Genomic DNA, 23,114 nt, shown 5'->3' on the forward strand with positions numbered 1-23,114 from the left:
TTTTTTTATAGGTAAAAAGAATGTTAGATAATATTCTACTTAATTTAACTCATGAGCAACAACAAGTTGCAGTAGAAAAAATTCAAGCGCTGATGGCACAAGGAGTGAGTGCTGGTGAAGCAATTGCACTTGTTGCCCAAGAGTTGCGCGAAACATATTCAGCCGAATAAGGCAACGACTTAACTCATTATGATGACCTCGCTGAATTGAGTAAGCGCTTCCAAAAAGTAAAAATTTTGTGATCTCGGTTTGATTTTAAACTATTTTTAATTGCCAAAAAGAGAAAATTCGCCGAATATTTAGCTAAATCAAATTTGGGTGGTAAGACAAATTTGTCTTATTAAAATAAAAGTAGTTAAGGTCGTTCGACCATTAGAGGTTTTAATTATGGAAGTTGGTGTTGTTAAATGGTTCAATAATGCAAAAGGGTTTGGATTCATTTCTGCGGAAGGAACAGATGCAGACATTTTTGCACATTATTCAGTGATTGAGATGGATGGTTATCGCTCTTTAAAAGCGGGGCAAAAAGTCCAATTTGAAGTTGTTCATGGTGATAAAGGGTCACACGCAACGAAAATTATTCCAATTGTTGAATAATATATAATCTTCTTATTTACATTTAGTCAAAACATAAAAGACAAGGATTGCAGCCTTGTCTTTTCGTTTGTCTAAAATTATTTTAATAAATCTTTTAACCCTGCTTTCATGGCAGACATTTGACTTTCAAATTGCGCCTTGCTTTCACGTTCATCAATCATGTAAGTAATAGTTTCAGATAGGGTCATTTTCATTTTGCGTGAATAACGAGAAAGGCGCAACCAAACCGCATATTCTAAATCGATAGATTTTTTCTTAGTAGATTGTTTTTCACCATTAAAAAAACGTTTACGGCGCGCACGAATGGCTTGGTCTAACTTGATAATCAGCTGAGGTGATAAATGTTGAACAATCCATTCTTCGATTTGTTGTGGTTTATTTTGGTAGGAAATGAGTTGTTGGATTTTATCTTCACGTAAACTTTTCTCTTCATAGGCAGTAATGTTTTCACCTTCACGGTGTTTCTTGATTAAATACAACCATTTCCAATGTGCTTCTTGGTTTTCCAGTTTTTGATATTTCATTGTATTCTCTCATTTAAACGGATTAGTGACGTGGTAACTGTTGTCAATATACGCTGTTTCTGCCTTTTTTTCTAGCAGATTTTCACTATTTTAGGAAATATGCGATAATGCCAAATTCTGAAAAATAATGACTCAACATAACGAGAGAATACCTGTGAATCCATCCTTTTTAGCTGAAAAAGCGCTCTCATGGCAAGATTTACGCCCAACACTTCAATTAACTGAATTACCACATTCAACAACAGATTTTTTTGCGCTACAGCCTCGAGCAAGCGCGGCAATAACACAGTTCTTACGCAACCCTCAGCGCAATTTGTTAGTGCTGAAAGGGGATGAACAAGGAGAGTATCTCAGTTTATTAGAACAAGCAATTCAAGCGCAGCAAAGTGACGATACCCAGATTCGAGGCGTGCAATATTTAATACAACAAGGGGATTCTTTTTCGTTCCCTACTGTGGCAGTTGAAGCGGCACAATCTATTGTAGATAATTTTGCTGCGAAAAAATCAGTAGCTAGTGCATTATATGTTGATCAATTTCAACTCTTTGGTTCTTTACGTATACATCCTTCATCACGAGAAATTCAGCTCAATGCGGGGTTAGTACATCAAGTTAATGGTGGTGTGTTAGTTCTTGCGCTGGCGTCGTTAATCACACAATTTGATTTATGGTTACGTTTAAAACAAATTTTACTCACTCAACATTTTGATTGGTATTCAGCACATCCATTTAAAGATTTGCCATGTGATATACCGGGTTATCCTTTGAATTTAAAAGTGATTTTAGTTGGTAATCGAGAAGAACTAGCCACGTTAGCCTCCTTAGATGCTGATTTATATGATTTAGCCGATTATTCTGAAATTGAAAGTTATTACGCTGTTGAAAAAGCAGAAAATCGCTTGAAATGGGCAGAATATATACAATCCTTTGCTAACCAGCATCAATTACCACCGTTAAGTTTAGAGGGATTGAATAAGCTATATCAATTGTTAGTACGTGACAGCGAAGATCGCTGTTTCGTTTCTATTTCGCCTTTGAAATTAAAAGAAATTCTCACTAGCACTGCAATTTTAAGTCAAAAGCAAAACAATTCGTTATTAAATGCACAGGATTTTGAACACTTTTTTCAGCAAAAAGCATTACAACAAGGTTTCTTGCAAGAACAAACTTATGCAGATATTTTGCACGAGCAAGTCTATGTGGCAACAGAAGGGGAAATAGTTGGTCAAATTAATGGATTATCAGTCATTGAATATCCTGGCACGCCAATGGTGTTTGGTGAGCCATCTCGAATTAGTTGTATTGTGCAGTTTGGTGATGGCGAAGTTGTAGATGTTGAACGTAAAAGTGAACTTGCAGGTAATATTCATGGTAAAAGTATTATGATTGCAGAAGCCTGTTTAGCGCATGTTTTGCAATTGCCTTCCCAATTGCCATTTTCTGCGTCTTTAGTATTTGAACAGTCTTATGGGGAAATTGATGGTGATAGTGCCTCATTAGCCAGCTTTTGTGTATTAGCTAGTGCGTTATCAGATCAACCTTTACCTCAATCTATTGCTATCACTGGCGCCATTGATCAATTTGGCTTAGTGCATTCCGTTGGTGGAGTAAATGCCAAAATTGAAGGTTTTTTCTCAATTTGCGCTAGCCGTGGCTTAACTGGTGAGCAAGGGGTGATGGTACCCAGCGCGGTCATTCATCAGCTTAGTTTAAGTGAAGATGTCGTAAATGCAGTCAAAGATGGACAATTTTTTATTTATCCAGTAGAAGATGTGTATCAAGCCTGTGAAATTTTGTTTCAGCGCGATTTAGTGGAAGAAGAAAATCAACTTTATACTGAGCAAACATTGCCAATATCACGCTTAATTGCATGTCGTATAGAACAGCGAGTGGAACACCAGTGGCAAAAGAGTAGCATATTTGAATGGTTTTTCCGTCGGCGATAACTGATCCGATAAGTTAAGCGTACAAGTGTTAGCTATTTTTATTTAAGCCTAACTCTGTTAGAATGCATCCAAGCAGACTTTGCTTAGATATCCTAAAATTGAGGAGGATTAAAAATAATGAACAGTTGTACACCAAATAAAAAGAGTAGTTACAGCTACGAAGATTTACTTGCATCAGGACGTGGCGAATTATTTGGCGAAGACGGACCTCAACTTCCAGCTCCATCTATGTTAATGATGGATCGCGTAGTGGAAATGAAAGAGACTGGTGGTACTTTTGATAAAGGTTATATTGAAGCCGAGCTAGATATCAAACCAGATTTACCGTTTTTTGGCTGTCATTTTATTGGTGATCCTGTTATGCCGGGATGTTTGGGCTTAGATGCTATGTGGCAACTCGTCGGCTTCTATTTAGGTTGGATCGGTGGTAAAGGTAAAGGGCGTGCTTTAGGCGTTGGTGAAGTCAAATTTACGGGTCAAATTTTACCTACTGCTAAAAAAGTAATCTATCGTATCAATATGAAGCGCGTGATCAATCGCAAACTTGTCATGGGCATGGCTGACGGTGAAGTTGAGGTTGATGGTCGTATTATTTACACCGCAACTGACCTGAAAGTTGGATTGTTCCAAGATACTACCGCTTTTTAAGCAAAATTCAGATAAAACAGACCGCACTTTTTACATTACCAGCCTTTGTGCTGGTAATGTCATATTAAGACTAGTCATCGACAATATCTAAAAATTGAGCATTTAACAGTTGTGCCAAATCCTGTGGTGCTAATTCGACACTCAAGCCGCGCTTGCCGCCAGAAACAAAAATATGATCAAATTGTAAAGCGGATTTTGCAACGACAGTTTTTAGTCTTTTCTTTTGACCCAGTGGGCTAATGCCGCCGATCAAATAACCCGTACTTTTCTGAGCAAAATCTTTGTTTGCCATTTCTACTTTCTTAACATTAATTGCTTTGGCTGCTTTTTTTAAATTCAGCATATTAGCAGTAGGTAATACAAAACAAGCAAGCTTTTTCTGATCACCATTTTCTGCGACTAATAATGTTTTAAAGGACTGGTTTGGATCAATCCCGAGCTTCTCGGCAGCTTCATCGCCAAAATGTGTATTGTGAGGATCATGATCGTAACTATGTAACTTAAATGGGATCTTATGTTTTTTCAGTAAATCAATTGCCGGTGTCATTGTCTTTTCTTATTGTTCCAGTAAAATGAGCCAACTATTTTACAGCGGAGAGAAAAATGAGCGCAACTTTAAATATCGCGATTGCGGCTGAATTTGAATTAAGTGAAAAATTAGCGGAAGCTTTAGAACAAAGCCAGTTAGAGATTACACAATTATCTATCGTGGAAATTTATCCTTTTAGTGAAGAACAGGGCATTCGTTTTAACAATAAAAGTGTGGCGCAAGTTAAGCCTGAAGAAGTTGAATGGTCAGAATGGAATTACTTGTTCTTTGCAGGTGAGATTAGTCAAGTATCACATATTGCTAAGGCGGCGGAAACAGGTTGTATTGTCATTGATATGAAAGGCGTTTGTGCTGCGTTACAAGATGTACCAGTTGTTGTGCCAACGGTTAATGAGCAAAAATTAACTGAATTACGTCAATGTAATATTGTTGCTTTACCTGATCCGCAAGTCACACAACTTGCACTTGCAATAGCACAATTAGCGGCAAATAATCCGTTAAAACAAGTCATGGTAACTTCATTGTTGCCCGCATCTTATACAAATGCAGATAAAGTGAGTCAATTAGCAGGACAAACAGCACGTTTGTTAAATGGGATTCCCCTTGATGAAACAGAACAGCGTTTGGCTTTTGATGCTTTCCCTGTACTAACCTCAACTCTGGTTAATCAGACACGAAAAGTTTTTCCTCAGCTTGAAAATGTTGTTTTTCATACTATCCAAGTTCCCGTATTTTATGGCACAGGACAAATAGTTAGCGTGTTATCAGATTATCAATTAGATACGCAAGCTCAATTAGCATCTTGGTCACAACATGAACTGTTTGTATATCATGCAGAAAAAACCATGACCCCAGTGACAAACGGTGAAATGGAAGCGAGTGAAGCGCAAGTCAAGCTTCATCTTAGTACAGTAAATGAATTAGAAAATGGTATTCAATTTTGGTCTGTGGCAGATGAACAACGCTTCAATTTAGCATTGATGAGTGTGAAATTAGCTGAATTAGTCTATCAGCAGGGGTATTAAGAGAGCATGAACAGTGCGTTACATAAAAAGCTGTTGTTATAAGCCATAATAATTCATGTAATGACATAAAATGAACTGTTACTTTTCTTGGTTATATTCGCGTCTTTGTTATTGTCAACTAAAAACCACTTTCATTTTATAGAAAGTGGTTTTTTTACTTGAAAGTATGTCAGTCATTTATTAATGAAGTTGTTGCATGAATTATCGCAGGTGCGTTATTGTGTTGATGTGTTTATTTATAAGACTATAAAAGGAGAATAAGAATGGCAATGCAACAATTATTGATTGAAAATTTTTTTCGTTATCTTGCTATCAGTAGCCAAAGTTTAGCGAGTGCAACAACTGTACCAAGCTCGGATGGGCAGTGGAAATTGGCTAATTTATTAGCAAAAGAATTAAGCGCATTGGGACTATCAGACGTTGCGATTGATGAGCATGCGAATGTTACAGCCGTATTGAAAGGACGAGTCGCGAATGCTACACCGATTGGCTTTGTCGCGCATTTGGATACGGTAGATGTTTCTTTATCACCAGAAATTAAACCACAGATTTTAACCTTTAAAGGTGATAATTTATTGTTAAATCAGGAGAAGGATATTTGGTTCAATGTCGTTGAACATCCAGAAATATTGCCATATCTTAATCAAGATATTATTTTTAGTGATGGAACCAGCGTATTAGGCGCTGATAATAAAGCGGCGATTGCTAATCTGATGACCGCATTGGCATTGATTAAAACACAGGCTATCCCAACGGGTGATATTTATATTGCGTTTGTACCTGATGAAGAGATCGGTTTACGCGGCGCAAAATTATTAGATTTAAATAGATTTAAACCTGATTTTGCGTATACGATAGATTGTTGTGAATTAGGTGAAGTCGTTTATGAAAACTTCAATGCCGCTGCTGCTAAGATTATGATTCAAGGCGTGAGCGCGCATCCTATGTCTGCAAAAGGGGTATTAGTGAATCCAATTTTGGTAGCTCAAGATTTTATCAGTTTATTTGATCGTCAGCAGACACCAGAATGTACAGAAAATAAAGAGGGATATTGGTGGTTTAATGGTTTTTCTGCAAATCAACGTGCTGCCACATTAAATATTGCAATTCGAGATTTTGATAAAGCCCATTTTGAACAGCGTAAGCAGTTTATTGAAGAAGCAATCACAAAAATTCAGCAGCAATATCCACGTGCGCAGATACAATGTGAAATTAACGATATTTACGGAAATATTGCCAATACATTGACTGAGGATAGACGTTCTATTGATTTATTATTTGCAGGAATGCAGGAAATAAACATTGAGCCTAAAATTACACCAATGCGCGGAGGAACCGATGGCGCAGCGCTATCAGTAAAAGGGATTACCACACCAAATTATTTTACAGGGGCACATAATTTCCATTCAAACTTTGAATTTTTACCTCTTTCTAGTTTTGTAAAATCTTGTGAATTAACATTACAGATTATGCAAAAGGCGGCAATGTTATTAAAATAATTTAAATAAAAGTACGGCGTAACATAAGGTTTACGCCGTATTTTTAGGTCATCTTTAAAGTCTCATGATGTTATCTAGGATTCACAACAAAAGATAAGTTTCTTTTTGCTTAAAACAAAGAGACTGAATTTAATGTGCTTTTTCCTTCCAATAGCCAATCCATTCTTTTAATAACAGCATATTTTTATTGAGTGCTCCTGCTTGTGGGATAAAGTGCATAAAATTCAAACCGTAATTTGTGGGTGAAATGCCATGACCAACACTTGCGGGTAAAACATGAAAGCCTTGCTGTTCAAATAAGAGTTTCGCACGTTGCATATGCCATTGGTTTGTTACCAAAATAATATTATTTACATTCTCTGGTGCTAAAATTTGGCGGCTGAATTGTGAATTTTCTTTAGTGGTTTTTGCTTTATGCTCAAGCCATTTTGTTGGTACATGAAAGAATTCACTGAGTTCTCTAGCCATTACTTGCGCTTCAGATGTACCATTAGGGGCACTGCCTGTCACTAATAAAGGCAATTGAGTTTGTTTTTGTAAATAAGCAGCATAGCGTACGCGTTCTAATGGGATTGCACTGACAGTTAACTGATTAAATAGTTCTGCACTATCACGTAATCCACCACCTAATAATACGATTGCTTGTGCTTGTTGGTAATCATTTAAGGTTAAGTTATCTTCTACAACTAAATTATCTTCAAGTTTATGTGAAGTATAAGGCAAGCTAAAAATATACAAAATTGCTATGCCAAATAACGCGGATAAGCGGCTTAATGTTTTGTAATGAAAAAGTGAAAAGAAGAGTGATAATAACCATAAAATCAGTACATTAAATGGTGGAAGAATCATGGCTGTGATCAGCTTTGTCAGTTCAAACATATTAAGTAAAGATAAGTAAAAGGTGCTGTATTATTGATGATCTACACAGAGATGTCTATTGTTTAAAATTTGTTTATTGCTAAAATGGCGCCTTAATCCAGTCAACTTGAGTAAAGAATGAAAGCAATTAAAGACAGTGCGATTTACTTATTTGGTGAACTCATTTCAAAATCTGTCCCCTTTCTATTATTACCTTATTTATCACGTAAGCTAGGCGTTGAAGGCTTTGGTGAGCTTTCTTATTATCAAACTTATCTTACTTTATTCTTAATTATTGTTGGTTTAAGCCAAGAAGGTGCAATTGCACGTTTTTTCTATTTTTATGGAGGTAGATCGTTAAATTTAGTTTTAACAACAGGTTATGTTTACACCTTGTTTTCTGGCGGGATTATTTTACTCGGTTGTTTAATATGGCAGTCTGAAATTATGGCTTATCTTGCGATTTCTGCCATTTTTCAATCGTTTCTTTCCGTTCAATTAAGTGTGCGTCAATGTCAAAAACAAGCAGTAGCTTATTCAGTGATTCAATTGTTATTAGCCTTGATATCAGGATTAGTTACTGTGATTTTGTTGGAAGTATATGATCACGATTTAGTTGGAAAACGGATTTTAGCTATTTTATTGAGCCATCTTTTAGTTTTTGTTGTGGCGTATTTTTTCTATCAAAAAACAACAATACATAAAAAATTTAACTTTTCTCAACATAAAACCGCATTATTTTATTTACTTGGCTTTGGTGCACCATTGATTTTTCACAATGTGAGTTTGTTTTTGCGTGGACAATTAGATCGTATTTTTATTTATCACCAATTTAGTGAAGCGGAACTTGGTTTGTATGCGATGGGCGCGCAGATCGCGGCGGTTTTAATGATTGTTATTCAGGCAATTAATAAAGCTACGGTGCCTTATTTATTTGAAGGATTAAAGCAGCAGCGTATCAATGTGAAACACATTCACAAATGGGCAACTTATACTTTATTATTGGTGCCGATACCTGCATTAGTCATGTGGTTTATTCCAGAACAGTTTGTCGTTTGGTTATTAGGGGAGCAATTTGTTGGGACAAAGTATTACATCATTTTATTTTTAGTGTCGACAACATTGATCATCCCTTATCTCATTTTAGTGAATTACCTGTTCTATTACGCTAAAAATAAACTCATTTCGATTTGCTCTGTCTTAACAACAATAGTTTATGTGGTTAGTTTAGTCTGTCTGACGATGACGGAGATTCAATTTGTACCTTTTGCAAGTATTATTGGGGCGGTTACCATTCTACCTGTATTGTATGTAATGACCGCGAGAGTAGGAAAAGTGGGATGAATTTGATTATTTGTTGTACGCCGTTACAAGTATTGATTGCAGAAAAAATTATCGCTCAATTTCCCGAAACTGAGTTTTATGGCGTGATGCTTGCTACAGTCAGCAATAAAAAGTTTGATTTTTATCGTCAACGCTTAGCACAAAAGTGCGGTCCGTTTTTTACGATGATTCAACATAATGATCGCTTTAATTTATTAAAAGAGATTGTTTATTTAAAAAGTAAATTCTGTGGTAAAAAGTTCGATCAGGTTTTTGTCGCAAATATTAATGATTTACAGATTCGCTTTTTACTCAGTGCAATTAAGTTTAATCAATTGAATACGTTTGATGATGGCACGATTAATATTGTGAAAAACAGCATGTTTTATCAAGATGATCCCCCAACACTCAAACGAAAGTGTATAAATGTGTTGTTTGGTAATAAATATGGTATTCAGCAACTGAGAGCCTTATCACAACGTCATTACACTATTTATCATGGCTTTAAAAATATTGTTGATAATGTGGAGAATCTTAATTTAGTTGAACATTGTGATGTGCAGACAGTCGATACTGACTATATTAATGTGTTGTTAGGGCAACCCATTTTTTTAGATGATCAACGTAACATTGCGTTAGCTGAACAAGTGATTAAGCGTTTCAATATTCATTATTATTTACCTCATCCTCGTGAAAAATATCATTTAGAAAATGTGGAATATATTGAGACAGAATTGATTTTTGAGGATTACATTATTCAACAATGTAAAACTAAAAAGTATCGAATCTATACTTATTTTAGTAGCGCGATTATTAACATCATGAATAAAAGTGCCAATATTGATGTGGTGGCATTAAAAATTGCGACTGGAAATCCAGCTTATGATGCTTGTTATGATTTGTTTGATGAATTAGGTATCAATGTCATTGACATAAGAGAATAACATGAAAAAGTATTTAATTTCATTAGAGAAAGATCAACACCGTCGAGATCGCTTTTTTGCGCAATCAGATACACAGGATTTTGAGCTATTCTCAGCTATCAATACGATGAATGAAACTTGGCAGAAATTGACCGCACTTTTTGATGTCGAACGCTTTAAATTGCATTATGGGCGAGCGGTAACTAAAGGTGAAGTAGGTTGTACGTTAAGCCATCTTGGCGTTTATCAACAAATTGTGACAGATACACATATTACAGAAGAAGAATATTGTTTAATCTGTGAAGATGATGCGTTGCTGAATGCCGATTTTCGGCAAAATCTGACCGCACTTTTAGCACAAAAACCAACTTCACATATAATTTTAGTCGGGCAATCAAAGATCGCACAGTTTGATGATCTTGAACTTGAAATTAATTATCCAACCACCTTTTCATTCTGGCGTAAACGGATTGCCAATACCGATTTTTGTTATGCTTATCCTTATAAAAATTATTTTGCAGGTACTGTTGCTTATTTAATTAAGAAATCAGCGGCTAAAGCTTTGGTAGACCAAGTGCAACAACAGAAAGTGCCATTTTGGTTGGCGGATGATTTTATTTTATTTGGCACCGTCTTTCAGTTTGATATTGTGGTTATCCGTCCATTATTAGCGATTGAAAATCCTGAATTAGTCAGTAATTTGGAAACAGTACGGGGTTCTTTGTCGAATAACTTAGTGAAAAAAATGTTGAAATATCCATTGAAGAAGTTATTGGCTGTTTTGCGTAATTTTTAATCTCGGTTTAGGAAATTTTATGTCTACATTATTCAGTTTGTTTTACCTTTATGATCCTTGGTTATTTCATTTCTTGCGTATGGCATTTTGTGTTGGTGGAATAGCGTTAGTTTGGCTTGCTTATCGTTTATATCGTGAGCAATTCACACAGGGGATTGTAGTGCCTGTAGACAGCATTTTAGTGATTGTTGCATTAATTTTATTGAGCATCGTGCCTATCTTGATTAATGGCACCACAGAGCTTGGTGTAATTAAAATGTATATCAAAACCCTGATATTATTTGTTTTTGGTATCGGGATTTATAATTTGTTTTATTGCCATGCTGCAGGGAAAGCACAATTAATAAGTGACTTAAAAATCGGTATTGTTGTTCAAGCGGTAATCGGAATAGTGGCATTAATGGGCGTTTCGATTGCCGTTGATTTTGCGCTCTCAACCCATACGATTATGCCAAGATTCTATCATTCAGAACAGGAATATCGTTTATATAATTTTACTTCATCAGCATTCTTTCAGCTCAGTATTTTTTATTTAATGCTGTTGCATTTTTTACTGGCATATAATGCGAAAACCAATCAAATGCCTGCGCTTTTTTTGTTTTTGTTGTTATTTATTGGCTTAATTTCAGGCAGAACATTTTTTATGTTATCCGTGATTAGTATCGTGCTTTATTTTAAATGGCGTTATTTACCTGCTTTAATTGCTTTTGCTGGAATTGTGCTCTTTTTGGCTTTGAATTTTGCCGAGCATAAATATGTCGCTCATGCGTTAGAACCTGTGATCAATCTACTTTCACATCAAGATGTAAGCAAAATCAGTTCGTCAAGTGAAAATCTGATTAAAAATCATCTGTTCATTCCCACTCTCAAACAGTTTTTAATCGGTGATGGTCATTATTACACGGCGGAAAGTAAATATTATGGCGCGACAGACTCGGGTTTCCTGCGCCAAGTACTATATGGCGGTATAGTTTATTTAACCGCTTGTTTTGCATTTACAGCCTATTTTGTTAAGCGTGTTGCAGAGCATTGGTTTGAAGGAAGTTGGAAATTTATTTTATCCACATTATTTATTTTTAGTGTACTTCATATCAAAGCGGATACTTATGCTTTTCCTGGTATTATGTTGGTATTTGTAATGTTTTTATCGTTATTTGGTACAAAAGGGAAAACGGTTTGCTTGTTTAAGGTAAGGAGAGGGTAATGTTTAGTATTATTGTGCCTTCTTATAATCGTCAAGCAGAAATTCCGACGTTATTAGCGAGTTTAACTACACAGACTGTACATAATTTTGAAGTGATTATTATTGATGATCATTCAAGAGAGCCTATTGAAATAGAGAATCGCTATCCTTTTATCTGTAAAGTGATTCGTAATACACAAAATGTAGGTGCAGCAGAAAGCCGCAATATTGGAGCAAAGCAGGCGAGTTATGATTGGCTATTGTTTTTAGATGACGACGATCGTTTTATGGCTGAAAAATGTGCACTATTAGCAGAAACGATAGCTAAGAATCCTGCTGTTAATTTTATTTATCATCCTGCTAAATGTGTCATGGTCAATGAAGGGTTTTCTTATTTGACTCATCCTTACCGTGATATCACAATGCTCACTCTCGATAATATTTTATTAGCCAATAAAATTGGTGGTATGCCAATGATTGCGATCAAAAAGGATCTTTTTTTACAAGTAGGTGGTTTATCGGGTTATTTACGTTCACTAGAGGATTATGAGTTTTTATTAAAATTATTGTGTGAACCTACATTTACCCCTTGTTATGTTGAACAGGCTTTAACGATTTGTACTTTCCATACTCGGCGTTCAAGTGTGTCAACTAACATAAAATATACTGAACAAGCAATTGATGAAATTAGAGCACGTTATGTTAAAACAGATAGACATGCACGTCACTTTGAATTGAATGCACAGTATATGTTGGCATATCCCTATATAATGAATTTATCCCGCGTAGCAGCTAAATATTATTTCGCGATTTTTAAGAAAACATGCAATATTAAATATCTGATTATGGCTGGATTCACTTTGGTTTCGCCATCATTCGCAATCAATATGAAAAGGTTTGTATCATGAAATTTTCGGTTTTGATGTCTTTGTATGTGAAAGAAAATCCACAATATTTGCGAGAATGTTTTGTCAGTTTGCAGACTCAAACTTTACCTGCTACTGAAGTAGTGTTGGTGTTTGATGGACCAGTAACGACTGAATTAGACAATGTGGTGCAAGAATTTTTGACGTTGTTGCCCATTAAGTTAGTCAAATTACCCCAAAATCTTGGATTAGGTAAAGCCCTTAATGAGGGGCTATTACATTGTTCATATGATTGGGTTTTTCGTATGGATACAGATGATATTTGTGTGCCAACACGTTTTGAGCAGCAAATGGCGTATATTCAAACTCACTCTGATACGATTATTGTTGGCGGACAAATTGCTGAATTTGGACAAAGCATAAAAGACATTGTGAGTTATCGCCGCGTTCCAACTACACATGATGATATTGTAAAGTTTACTCAGCAACGTTGTCCATTTAATCATATGACAGTGGCTTATCAGAAAGAAGCAGTGTTAGCTTGTGGTGGTTATCAAGATTTACAAGAGGATTATTATCTGTGGATTAAAATGGTTGCCACAGGGAAAAAAGTTGCAAATTTAGCCGAAGTGTTAGTTTATGCTCGTGTGGGTAACGGAATGGTGGGACGGCGTCGAGGTCTTGCGCAAGCACAAGCAGAATGGCGTTTGTTTCAGTTAAAGCACCGTTTAAAACTGCAAAGCTTTATTTCTGGCTTGTTTACCTTTATATTACGTGCGTTACCACGTTTACTGCCAACTTCGTTGTTGCAGATTGTTTATCAATTTTTAAGAAAGTAGGAAAGCGATTGTGTTATTAAAATCTACATGTAAAGCCAGTATCTTACTGGCTTGTCTTATCTTTGCAGGCTGTTCAAGCAAACCAACCATACAACCTTTAACCCCAAGTGCACAATATGATAAAGCAAGAACGCTCAATAATTTTGATGATTATGTGGGCTTTTTGAAAAGTAAGGCTCGTGGTGAAGGCATCTCTGAACATACTTTAGCTCAACATAATGACATTCGTTATATTGAAAAAGCGATTGATTTAGATCGCCAACAGGCAGGACGTGTTAAAAAACGTGATCCAAATGAACCTGTACGCTTAAATCCACATGGTACTACTCACTATTTAAATCGTGTTTTAACCCAGCGTAAAGTGGATGTTGCAGTGACGCGTTATTGGCAGCAACAAGCACAATTAGAAAAAGCCAGTCAGCGCTTTGGAGTACAAAAAGAATATTTAATGTCTTTGTGGGGAATGGAAAGTAGTTTTGGTTATTACCAAGGTAATTATGATGTACTTTCTGTATTAGCTACTTTGGCATTTGAAGGACGACGTGAACATTTGTTTAGCCGTGAATTTATCGCAGCAATGAAAATGTTAGAACGCAACGATATTTCACGCCAAAAGATGCTAGGTTCATGGGCAGGAGCGATGGGACAAACTCAGTTTATGCCAAGTTCTTATTTACGTTATGCCGCAGATGGTAATCATGATGGTGAAAAAGATATTTGGCAAAATCATGATGATGTCTTTGCATCTATTGCTCGTTATTTAAGTACGGTAGGTTGGGATAAGCAATTGCCTTGGGGCATTGAAGTGAATTTAACACAACCATTATCTCTCGAACTTGCTGGTATTGAAGCATATAAGAAACGCTCATTACAAGATTGGCAAAAGTTAGGTGTGATGCTGAAATCATATTCAGTACAAAATCAAGAAAAATTGACCGCACTTTCTAACACAGATCTTTGGTTAGTGCGACCAGATCGTGAAGTGGGACGTGCTTTTTTAGTGTCTAACAATTATCGTACTTTGTTAGATTGGAATCGTTCAAACTATTTTGCGGTAAGTATTGGTATGTTTGCGGATCGCATTAAACAACAAATCGGTTTGTAATCCATTGTTTCACTGTCATTTTATGTTTAAGTGATTAAATATTGGTACAAGTGGCTAAGCTTGTACCTATTTTTTGGTTGTGATTGGTATTGGTTTAACTATCGCGTTTATAATTAGCGTCATGTTTGTTCGATGACCTTAATTTGAGTAAACGATTGCGTTTGTTGTTATATCTGGATTTTATCGCATTTTTTCACTTAAAAACGGTGCATCATAGGCATTCTTCTGTTAAAATCCACTGGAAAAACACCTCTCAAATTTTATACCTGTTTTTCATCATTTCTTATTTTTACTATAACCTTAGGAATAACAATGGAAAATCAATCTTTTCTACATCGTTTTTTTAAATTAACCGAGAAAAAAACCACACCTAAAACAGAAATTATCGCAGGTATTACTACTTTCTTTACTATGGTTTATATCGTGTTTGTTAATCCTTCGATTCTGGGGGATGCTGGTATGGATAAGCAAGTGGTGTTTGTAACAACTTGTTTAATTGCTGGCTTAGGTACTATTGCGATGGGATTATTCAGTAATTTACCTATCGCACTTGCGCCTGCGATGGGATTAAATGCGTTTTTTGCGTATGTCGTAGTGAGTAAATTAGGCTACTCTTGGCAGATTGGCATGGGGACGATCTTCTGGGGATCAGTCGGTTTACTTATTTTAACTATCTTTCAAATTCGCTACTGGCTCATGGCATCGATTCCGTTGGGCTTACGTGTAGGCATTGGGGCGGGCATCGGTTTATTTATTGCTTTAATTGGCTTTAAAAATATGGGGCTGGTCGTTGCAAATCCAGCAACGTTAGTCGCATTAGGCGAATTACATGATCCAAAAGTATTACTTGGCGTACTAGGCTTTTTTATTATCGTAGTATTAGCCGCACGTAATATTTATTCTGGCGTATTAGTTTCTATAGCTGTGGTTACTGCGCTGGCATTTTTTATTGATCCGAGCGTGGCATTTCATGGTGTCATTTCTATGCCACCAAGCTTAACCCCCGTTGTGGGTCAAGTAGATATTGCAGGTGCATTAGATACAGCATTATTAGGGATCATTTTTTCATTTTTACTAGTCAATTTATTTGATTCATCTGGCACATTATTAGGGGTAACAGATAAAGCGGGCATTAGCGATGAAAAAGGGCGCTTTCCCAAAATGAAACAAGCGCTTTATGTTGATAGTGTGAGCGCTGTTGCGGGTTCTTATATGGGGACCTCTGCAATCAGTACTTATATTGAAAGTGGGGCAGGGGTTTCTGTAGGAGGACGTACAGGTTTAACTGCCGTGACTGTTGGTATTTTATTCTTGTTAACGATTTTCTTTTCGCCATTAGCTAGTGTTGTACCAGCTTATGCAACAGCGGGTGCATTGGTTTATGTTGGAATTTTAATGGCATCCAGTTTAATTCGTGTCAAATGGGAAGATTTAACAGAAGCAACACCTGCCTTTATTACTGCCGCAATGATGCCATTTACTTATTCTATTACGGAAGGTATTGCTTTTGGTTTCATTAGCTATTGTATTATGAAGACTTGTACTGGTCGTATGAAAGAAGTTAATGCGCCAGTTTGGGTGGTTTCTTTCCTATTTATCGCAAAATTTGTTTGGGTAGGCTAATATGCAAAAAATTCTGTTTATTATTCATGCCGCACCCTATGGCAACGAAGCCTTTTTTAGTGCGTTACGTTTGGCATTACAATTACAAGATCAATATAAAAGTGCGGTCGATTTAAAGTTATTTTTGATGTCCGATGCTGTGACTGGTGGATTAGCTAAACAAAATCCAACAGAAGGTTATCACTTACAACAGGCGTTAGAAATTCTCACTGCACAGGGTGCACAGATAAAACTTTGTAAGACTTGCACACTTGCGCGTGGAATAACAGAATTGCCGTTAGCTGAGGGAGTCGAAATTGGCACATTGTCTGAATTGGCTGATTGGACCTTCGAGGCTGATAAAGTATTAAACTTTTAAGAGTAAAAGTGCGGTAAAATAGACCGCACTTTTTGTTAGATGCGAATACAGAGAAAAGATAAGACAATGGATACAGCTGTTCTTCTCAATCCGATCACAACACCACTTAATCAAGTTTGTCTCATTGAAGCGTCCGCAGGTACAGGTAAAACCTATACTATTGGTTCACTTTATTTACGTTTATTACTGCAAGCTGGAGAAGACTGTTTTTCTCGCCCATTAAGCGTACAAGAAATTTTAGTGGTTACTTTTACAGAGGCAGCGACAGAAGAATTAAAAGGACGTATTCGTGAACGTATTCATCAAGCAAAACAGGCGTTTATAGCTTATAAAACTGAGGGAGTGAGAGCGTTAGCACATGATCATTTTTTAGTGGAATTAATGCGTTCTATCCAAGATATTGATGCAGCGATACAACGTTTAAAGATGGCTGAACAAACGATGGATCTGGCCGCGATTTATACAATTCATGGTTTCTGCCGCCGTATGTTAATGCAATATGCTTTTAACTCAGGGATTCATTTTAATTTAGAATTAGTTAAAGACGAAAGTGAGTTATTAGAACGCTTATTCAACGATTTTTGGCGTGAACATTTTTACTTACAGCCTTTGGATATCGCCAATTATATTCACCAAGTACTCGTTTCACCTCAAGCTGTTTTAAAAAAGTTACGTAGCCATATATCACATCAGTTAGAGTTAGATATTAGTCAAAAAGCATGGTTGACAATGCCATTAGTAGATTTTTTACAACATCGTGTCTTACCTAAACAGCAGTTAGTACAACAATTAAAGCAGCAATGGTTAGATAATGAAACCGAATTACGCTCATTGATTTTGCATGAATTAGATAAAAATTATAAAAAAGGCGAAAAAAAATCTTTAAAACGCACTAATTTTAAAAAGAATTATGTGCCTAAATGGTTTGATAACATTCAGGCATGGGCAAACTCAGCATTGAGCACGCGGTTACCTGAAACGTTAACTAAATATTTTAGTCAGCAAGCTTTGCTGCATTATGCAGAAGAAGGCGCTGAACCCATTTCTCATCCCGTTTTTCAATTAGTTGATGAAGTGATCGCACATACTACAGAACAGGTAGTTGATCAGCAAGTAGTGCTATATCATTATTTATGTGGTGTGCAGCAAAAGTTGCTTGAGCATAAACTTAACCATGCTCAGAAAAATTTTGATGATTTATTACGCTTGTTGAAACAAGCACTTTATTCTGTTCAAGGTGAGGAGCTTGCGCAATTTATTCGCCTACAATATCCCTTTGCCATGATTGATGAATTTCAAGATACGGATGCTCAACAATATCAAATTTTCGCTAAGATCTATATTCACTCAATGCCTGTTGAAAATGGCTTTATTATGATTGGTGATCCTAAGCAAGCCATTTATAAATTTCGTGGTGCAGATATTTTTACTTACTTCAAAGCTGCGCAGCAAGCCGATGCTCATTTTACTTTAGGCACAAACTGGCGTTCTGAACAAAGCTTAGTAAAGAGTGTTAATACGTTGTTTCATTTTCAATCTGGTTTGCCTTTTGTATATCCACAAATTCAATTTCAACCTGTTTCTGCGCGTAATGATCAAGCTAAATTTATATTAAACGGTCAAATTGAACCTGCGTTACGTTGCTATATTGGTGATTTGGGGGAAAGTAAAAATACGCGGTTCAGTACGGCTCAAAAGCAGAAGCTCGCACAGATTTGTGCTATTTCAATTCAATATTGGTTGCAATATGCGCAAGAAAATAATGCAATTTTTGCTTCTGAACAAGCAACACAACCTTTAATGGCTGAGCGAATAGCCGTACTTGTGCGTAATTGGAGTGAAGCTGAGTTAGTGGCACAAGCACTACAACAATTAGGAATTGCTTCAGTCTATCTTTCCGATCGCAGTAACGTATTCGATTGTGATGAAGCTAAACAATTAGCTTTAATTTTAACCGCTTGTTTAAACCCATTTAGCGAGCGCCATATTTTAAATGCGATTGCGACTCGTATTTTTGCCTTAACAGCACGTGAAATGAGTGCGATTAAACAAGATGAACAACGTTGGAGCGAGCTAGTAGAACGTTTTGTTAATTATCAACATATTTGGCAAAAACAAGGGATTTTAGTCATGCTCCATCGACTTTTCTTAGATGAAAAGATCACAGAAAAGTTGCTTGCAAGTTTGGGAGGAGAACGTCAAGCGACAGATCTATTACATCTAGCGGAATTATTACAAGAGGCTAGTCGTTTAAATGAAAGTGCAGCAAGCTTGTTACGTTGGTTTGAAAAACAAATTCAAGGCGAAGATCGCCAAGATGGACAACAAATTCGCTTAGAGAGTGAGCGGCAGTTGGTTAAAATTGTGACTATTCATAAATCTAAAGGATTGGAATATGATCTCGTGTGGTTGCCATTTATTGCCGATTCATTAAAAGAGAATAAGCAGTTAATTCAAACGTATTATGACAGTATTGCGCAGCGTGTACTATGGGATGTTGAGCAGCAACATCAGGTAGAGATTGAGCAGGAACAACGCGCAGAAGAAATGCGTCTATTGTATGTGGCATTCACTCGAGCTAAGTACCAAATTGCATTAGCATTGCCAGAGTCTTTTTTACCGAGTTGGAATTGTCTGCAATACCTCTTTACGCAAGGTCAGATGGACCGTCGCGAAGAAGTGCGGTCAGTTTTGACCGAATTTCAGCAATGTATGATGAAGCAACAGGTGAATGTTGCTATTGATGATTTCACTACATTACAACCTGATGTTACATCACAAGTTATTTCACCTACAGAAACCTTGCATTGTGCTGAGTTTAATGGACAGATTGAGCAAAATTGGCAAGTGACCAGTTTTACTGCCATTAGCGCTCAACATGAGAGAACAAAACAATTTTATCTTGCTCAACAACAGGATGAAAAGGCATTGGCAATCACGTTGCTTTCTGAATTAAAAGATTATAGCTTAGAGCAAAACTATTCGCAGGATAGTTATTTGCAGAAAGCAATAGTAGAAGGATATGCAGCAGGCTATACCCCTTTTGATTTACCGGCGGGTGCTCAAATAGGTCAAGTGCTTCATCAATATTTTGAGCAAAATGCCTTCAATAAACCAATTGAATTAACAATGGTACATCAGCTCTGCCAGCAGTTACAGCTTGATCAGAAATGGTTTGTTCCATTACAAACATGGTTAACTCATATTTTAACAACGCCGTTGCTTGCAAACGAAAATCTTAAGCTTGCTGATTTAGCGCCACAGGATTGTTTAAAAGAAATGGAGTTTTATTTGCAATTAGCGCAACAATTTCAATCCAATAAATTTAATCAGCTATTACAAAAATATCAGGTGGTTTCTACACCACTGCAATTACAGGATTTGAAACAAAGTATTACAGGTATGCTACGTGGTTTTATTGACCTTGTTTTTCGCTATCAAGGGAAATATTACTTGTTAGATTATAAATCGAATAAATTAGGTAACACTTTGGCTGATTATGCACCAGAGCAGCTCAACAAAGTGATGGTAGAGCAACATTATGACTGGCAGTATTTATTTTATACCGTGGCACTCCATCGTTATTTAACCCAACGCGATCCTCATTATCGTTATCAGACACATTTTGGCGGCGTAATTTATACTTTTTTGCGAGGCATGAACGGAAAGGATAATCATGGCGTATATTTTAACAAGCCTCATGTAGGTCTTATCGAAGAATTAGAGGAGTTATTGTAATGCTTGCTATCTTAAACAAGTTAAAGCAGCAGCAATTGATTAGTGCTGGAGATTATTATTTCGCAAAATTGATTGCAGATAAACAACCTCAAGATTATGCTACTGAAGTTCAGAATTTAGCTATCTTATTGGCTGCCTTATGTAGTTACAACTATCAACAAGGGAATACTTGTTTATTTTTAGATCACCATCTTGAACAGAATTATTTTAATTTAGCTTACCGTACATCTGACTGTCATTATTTAGCAGAAATACAAGCAAAAATAGGTTTTATGCCTGTTGAACAGTGGCAGTCAGAACTTAAAAATCATATTGCATTTAGTACTAATCCGTTGGAACAGGTAGCTCCTTTAGTTTTTCAATTTAATGCGTTGTATTTTTATCGGATTTGGCAAGATGAATATCGGGTCGCAAACTACTTAAAGCGTGCAGTAAAACATCAAGCAGGTTCAGATCAAAGTGATTTGGTGCAAATTAAACAGACATTGGCAAAATATTTTCCTAGCACACAACAATGTAGTGAAATTAACTGGCAGAAAGTCGCAGTAGCGACGGCATTACGCCAAAATTTTTGCTTAATTACAGGCGGACCAGGCACAGGGAAAACGACAACAGTAGCGCGTTTATTACTTGTTCTACAAGAGTTACATTGTCACAAATTAAAGATTAAACTTGTTGCGCCAACAGGAAAGGCTGCTGCACGTTTAACTGAATCTATGCATAGTGCACTCGAAAATTTACAAACTCGAGAGAAAATTGTGATTACACCTGAATTGATGGCATCAATTCCAACAGCAGCACAAACACTGCATCGTTTATTAGGCATACGTTTTTTTGAAGAAACGCCACAATTTAATTTAAAAAATCCATTATACCTTGATGTCTTAGTTGTAGATGAAGCTTCAATGATTGATTTACCGTTGCTGACAAAATTATTACAAGCACTCAAAGTACAGACAAAATTGATTTTATTAGGGGATGAGAATCAACTTTCACCAGTAGAAGCAGGTGAAACCTTAGGAGAGCTAGGTCAATTTGCGCAAACGCCTTATAGTGCTGCATTAACGGATTATTTACAAGAAGTCGCGGATATTCAACTTGCGCATACTACACGATATCATCCTATTCGTGATCATCTGTGTCGTTTACATCACAGCCATCGTTTTTCAAGTCATTCTGGTATTGGACAGCTTGCACAAGCGATTAATCAAGGGGAAATTGAGTTAAGCTGGCAGTATTTAACTCAATTTGATGATGTTGAATTAATCGATTTTACTACTTTAACATCGTTAAAAGCGACTAATCCAATTGCTTATACACAAGCTTGTGTCGCTTTAGTCGTAAAAAGTGCGGTAGAAAAATATACTGATTATTTACTGGCAGTAAAACAAATGCAGCAGAGTAATTTAAAATTTACGGAACAGCAAGTAAGCCATATTTTTGCTTTGTTTAATGCTGTGCGTTTTTTGACGGCACTTCGTGTGGGCGAATTTGGTGTGGAGCAATTAAATCGAAAGATTGCACAACGTTTACAACAAAAAGGCTTATTGCATTTTAAATATGAGCGTGATTGGTATCTTGGCAAGCCTATTATGATTACACAAAATGACAGTCACATTGGGTTATATAATGGTGATATTGGCTTATTTTTAGGGGAAGGAAAAGTATGGTTTGAGCAAGGTAAAAATCACTATAAAACCGTATTAGCTAGCCGTGTGCCAAGTTATGAAACCGCTTTTGTGATGACAATACATAAATCACAAGGATCTGAATTTGCCCATACTTGTTTAGTCTTACCAACAGAACCTAATCCTATTTTATCGCGTGAATTAATTTATACCGGTATGACTAGAGCAAAACAAAAGCTCAGTATTTTTACGACCCAAGAAATTTGGAGAAATGCACTGAAAAATCCCGTAAAGCGACAAAGTGGATTAAGTAAATTGCTAGTTGAATTGTTTAAAAAATCCCATTAAAGTGCTTAAATTTGAATTTATCAATAGGAGAAAAATATGCAACTTTATGTTTATGATCATTGCCCTTATTGTGTTCGCGCTATGATGATTTTCGGCTTAAAAGAACTCGCTGTCAAAATTAACGTGTTATTAAATGATGATGAAGAAACGCCGATAGGCTTAGTAGGTAAAAAAGTGGTTCCTATTCTGATTAAAGAAGATGGCAGTGCGATGCCAGAAAGTTTAGACATTGTAAAATATGTTGATACGCATTATGGCGAACCTATTTTACAAGAAAACATTCGTCCCGAAATTGAGTCGGTTTTGAAAGAAATCACCAGCTATTCAAACTATTTATTAATGCCACGTTTTATTCAATTGAATGTACCAGAATTTGCCACACAAAGTGCCATTGAGTATTTCACTAAGAAGAAAACAGAATATGTAGGTGATTTCGCGCAACATTTGAGCAAGACAACAGAATATTTGACAAGATTACAACATGATTTGGATAAGTTGGACGCATTAGTCGTAGGTAAAGCTTCATTGAATCAATCTTTATCATTAGAAGATATTTTAGTATTCCCAATATTACGTAATTTAACTTGTGTAAAAGGTGTTAAATTCCCTGAAAAATTAGCGAATTATGTAAATCAAATGTCTAATTTAAGTAAAGTGAGTCTTTACACTAAACAAGCGCTTTAATTGGTTAAAATAGTTGCAATTTTTTACAAAAAAACTATGCTTGTGACTGAGCAT

Annotated in this window: 21 protein-coding genes; 18 read left to right on the forward strand and 3 right to left on the reverse strand. The window is 36.2% G+C overall.

All coding sequences use genetic code 11. The features are described from left to right. The first annotated feature begins 20 nt into the window (after window positions 1-20). Together ACFSAV_RS04290 and cspD are read left to right on the forward strand one after the other, a co-directional pair. Window positions 21-170 carry a YoaH family protein gene (locus ACFSAV_RS04290; RefSeq protein WP_101775142.1) on the forward strand — a complete coding sequence of 50 codons (150 nt, stop codon included), beginning with the start codon at window positions 21-23 and terminating at the stop codon, window positions 168-170. A gap of 217 nt (window positions 171-387) precedes the next feature. Continuing rightward, window positions 388-597, forward strand: a complete 210-nt coding sequence (cspD, locus tag ACFSAV_RS04295; protein WP_049214536.1) for a cold shock domain-containing protein CspD — start codon at window positions 388-390, stop codon at window positions 595-597. Window positions 598-674: 77 nt separating this feature from the next. Here the strand turns inward: cspD and matP are convergent, their stop codons facing one another. Then, window positions 675-1,121, reverse strand: a complete 447-nt coding sequence (gene matP / locus ACFSAV_RS04300) for a macrodomain Ter protein MatP (protein ID WP_379096606.1) — start codon at window positions 1,119-1,121, stop codon at window positions 675-677. Between the two features lie 154 nt (window positions 1,122-1,275). On the opposite strand from matP, the gene ACFSAV_RS04305 reads away from it, so the two are divergent. Continuing rightward, complete coding sequence (locus tag ACFSAV_RS04305; protein ID WP_379096609.1) at window positions 1,276-3,066, forward strand: AAA family ATPase; 1,791 nt, start codon at window positions 1,276-1,278, stop codon at window positions 3,064-3,066. Between the two features lie 117 nt (window positions 3,067-3,183). Further along, window positions 3,184-3,714, forward strand: coding sequence for a bifunctional 3-hydroxydecanoyl-ACP dehydratase/trans-2-decenoyl-ACP isomerase (gene fabA, locus ACFSAV_RS04310; protein ID WP_101775139.1), 531 nt, complete (start codon window positions 3,184-3,186; stop codon window positions 3,712-3,714). Between the two features lie 70 nt (window positions 3,715-3,784). Here the strand turns inward: fabA and ybaK are convergent, their stop codons facing one another. Next, entirely contained in the window at window positions 3,785-4,261 is a 477-nt protein-coding gene (gene ybaK / locus ACFSAV_RS04315; RefSeq protein ID WP_101775138.1) for a Cys-tRNA(Pro) deacylase, read from the reverse strand. Between the two features lie 56 nt (window positions 4,262-4,317). Between ybaK and ACFSAV_RS04320 the strand changes: the two genes are divergently transcribed. After that, window positions 4,318-5,289 carry an oxidoreductase gene (locus tag ACFSAV_RS04320; protein ID WP_379096613.1) on the forward strand — a complete coding sequence of 324 codons (972 nt, stop codon included), beginning with the start codon at window positions 4,318-4,320 and terminating at the stop codon, window positions 5,287-5,289. A gap of 263 nt (window positions 5,290-5,552) precedes the next feature. Further along, the gene (gene pepT / locus ACFSAV_RS04325) at window positions 5,553-6,788 is read left to right on the forward strand and encodes a peptidase T (protein ID WP_379096616.1); all 1,236 of its coding nucleotides are present in this window, start codon (window positions 5,553-5,555) and stop codon (window positions 6,786-6,788) included. A 129-nt stretch (window positions 6,789-6,917) separates the two neighbouring features. Here pepT and ACFSAV_RS04330 read toward each other — a convergent pair whose 3' ends face one another. Continuing rightward, window positions 6,918-7,667, reverse strand: coding sequence for a YdcF family protein (locus ACFSAV_RS04330; protein ID WP_379096619.1), 750 nt, complete (start codon window positions 7,665-7,667; stop codon window positions 6,918-6,920). Window positions 7,668-7,784: 117 nt separating this feature from the next. On the opposite strand from ACFSAV_RS04330, the gene ACFSAV_RS04335 reads away from it, so the two are divergent. From ACFSAV_RS04335 to ACFSAV_RS04390, 12 genes are all read left to right on the forward strand, one after another. Beyond that, window positions 7,785-8,990 carry a flippase gene (locus ACFSAV_RS04335; protein ID WP_379096621.1) on the forward strand — a complete coding sequence of 402 codons (1,206 nt, stop codon included), beginning with the start codon at window positions 7,785-7,787 and terminating at the stop codon, window positions 8,988-8,990. After that, complete coding sequence (gene lst / locus ACFSAV_RS04340; protein ID WP_379096624.1) at window positions 8,987-9,913, forward strand: CMP-N-acetylneuraminate:beta-galactoside alpha-2,3-sialyltransferase; 927 nt, start codon at window positions 8,987-8,989, stop codon at window positions 9,911-9,913. Before ACFSAV_RS04335 ends, lst begins: the two co-directional genes overlap by 4 nt. Window position 9,914: 1 nt before the next feature. Continuing rightward, window positions 9,915-10,688, forward strand: coding sequence for a glycosyltransferase family 25 protein (locus tag ACFSAV_RS04345; protein ID WP_379096627.1), 774 nt, complete (start codon window positions 9,915-9,917; stop codon window positions 10,686-10,688). A 19-nt stretch (window positions 10,689-10,707) separates the two neighbouring features. Next, window positions 10,708-11,892, forward strand: a complete 1,185-nt coding sequence (locus ACFSAV_RS04350; RefSeq protein ID WP_379096630.1) for a hypothetical protein — start codon at window positions 10,708-10,710, stop codon at window positions 11,890-11,892. Beyond that, the gene (locus ACFSAV_RS04355) at window positions 11,892-12,779 is read left to right on the forward strand and encodes a glycosyltransferase family 2 protein (protein WP_379096633.1); all 888 of its coding nucleotides are present in this window, start codon (window positions 11,892-11,894) and stop codon (window positions 12,777-12,779) included. The genes ACFSAV_RS04350 and ACFSAV_RS04355 overlap by 1 nt, the downstream gene beginning before the upstream one ends. Further along, entirely contained in the window at window positions 12,776-13,576 is an 801-nt protein-coding gene (locus ACFSAV_RS04360; RefSeq protein WP_379096636.1) for a glycosyltransferase family 2 protein, read from the forward strand. The genes ACFSAV_RS04355 and ACFSAV_RS04360 overlap by 4 nt, the downstream gene beginning before the upstream one ends. 10 nt (window positions 13,577-13,586) lie before the next feature. After that, on the forward strand, window positions 13,587-14,681 hold the full coding sequence (locus ACFSAV_RS04365; protein WP_379096639.1) for a lytic murein transglycosylase: 1,095 nt from the start codon (window positions 13,587-13,589) through the stop codon (window positions 14,679-14,681). Between the two features lie 312 nt (window positions 14,682-14,993). Further along, entirely contained in the window at window positions 14,994-16,304 is a 1,311-nt protein-coding gene (locus ACFSAV_RS04370) for an NCS2 family permease (protein WP_379096642.1), read from the forward strand. 1 nt (window position 16,305) lies between these two features. Then, window positions 16,306-16,662, forward strand: a complete 357-nt coding sequence (locus ACFSAV_RS04375; protein ID WP_101775126.1) for a DsrE/DsrF/TusD sulfur relay family protein — start codon at window positions 16,306-16,308, stop codon at window positions 16,660-16,662. 66 nt (window positions 16,663-16,728) lie between these two features. Further along, complete coding sequence (gene recB / locus ACFSAV_RS04380; protein WP_379096646.1) at window positions 16,729-20,400, forward strand: exodeoxyribonuclease V subunit beta; 3,672 nt, start codon at window positions 16,729-16,731, stop codon at window positions 20,398-20,400. Then, on the forward strand, window positions 20,400-22,376 hold the full coding sequence (gene recD / locus ACFSAV_RS04385; RefSeq protein ID WP_379096649.1) for an exodeoxyribonuclease V subunit alpha: 1,977 nt from the start codon (window positions 20,400-20,402) through the stop codon (window positions 22,374-22,376). Before recB ends, recD begins: the two co-directional genes overlap by 1 nt. A gap of 36 nt (window positions 22,377-22,412) precedes the next feature. After that, window positions 22,413-23,060 carry a GrxB family glutaredoxin gene (locus tag ACFSAV_RS04390; RefSeq protein ID WP_379096652.1) on the forward strand — a complete coding sequence of 216 codons (648 nt, stop codon included), beginning with the start codon at window positions 22,413-22,415 and terminating at the stop codon, window positions 23,058-23,060. Window positions 23,061-23,114 lie beyond the last annotated feature (54 nt).

The organism is Pasteurella oralis (assembly GCF_042681465.1).
In the GTDB taxonomy this organism is placed as follows: domain Bacteria; phylum Pseudomonadota; class Gammaproteobacteria; order Enterobacterales; family Pasteurellaceae; genus Pasteurella; species Pasteurella oralis.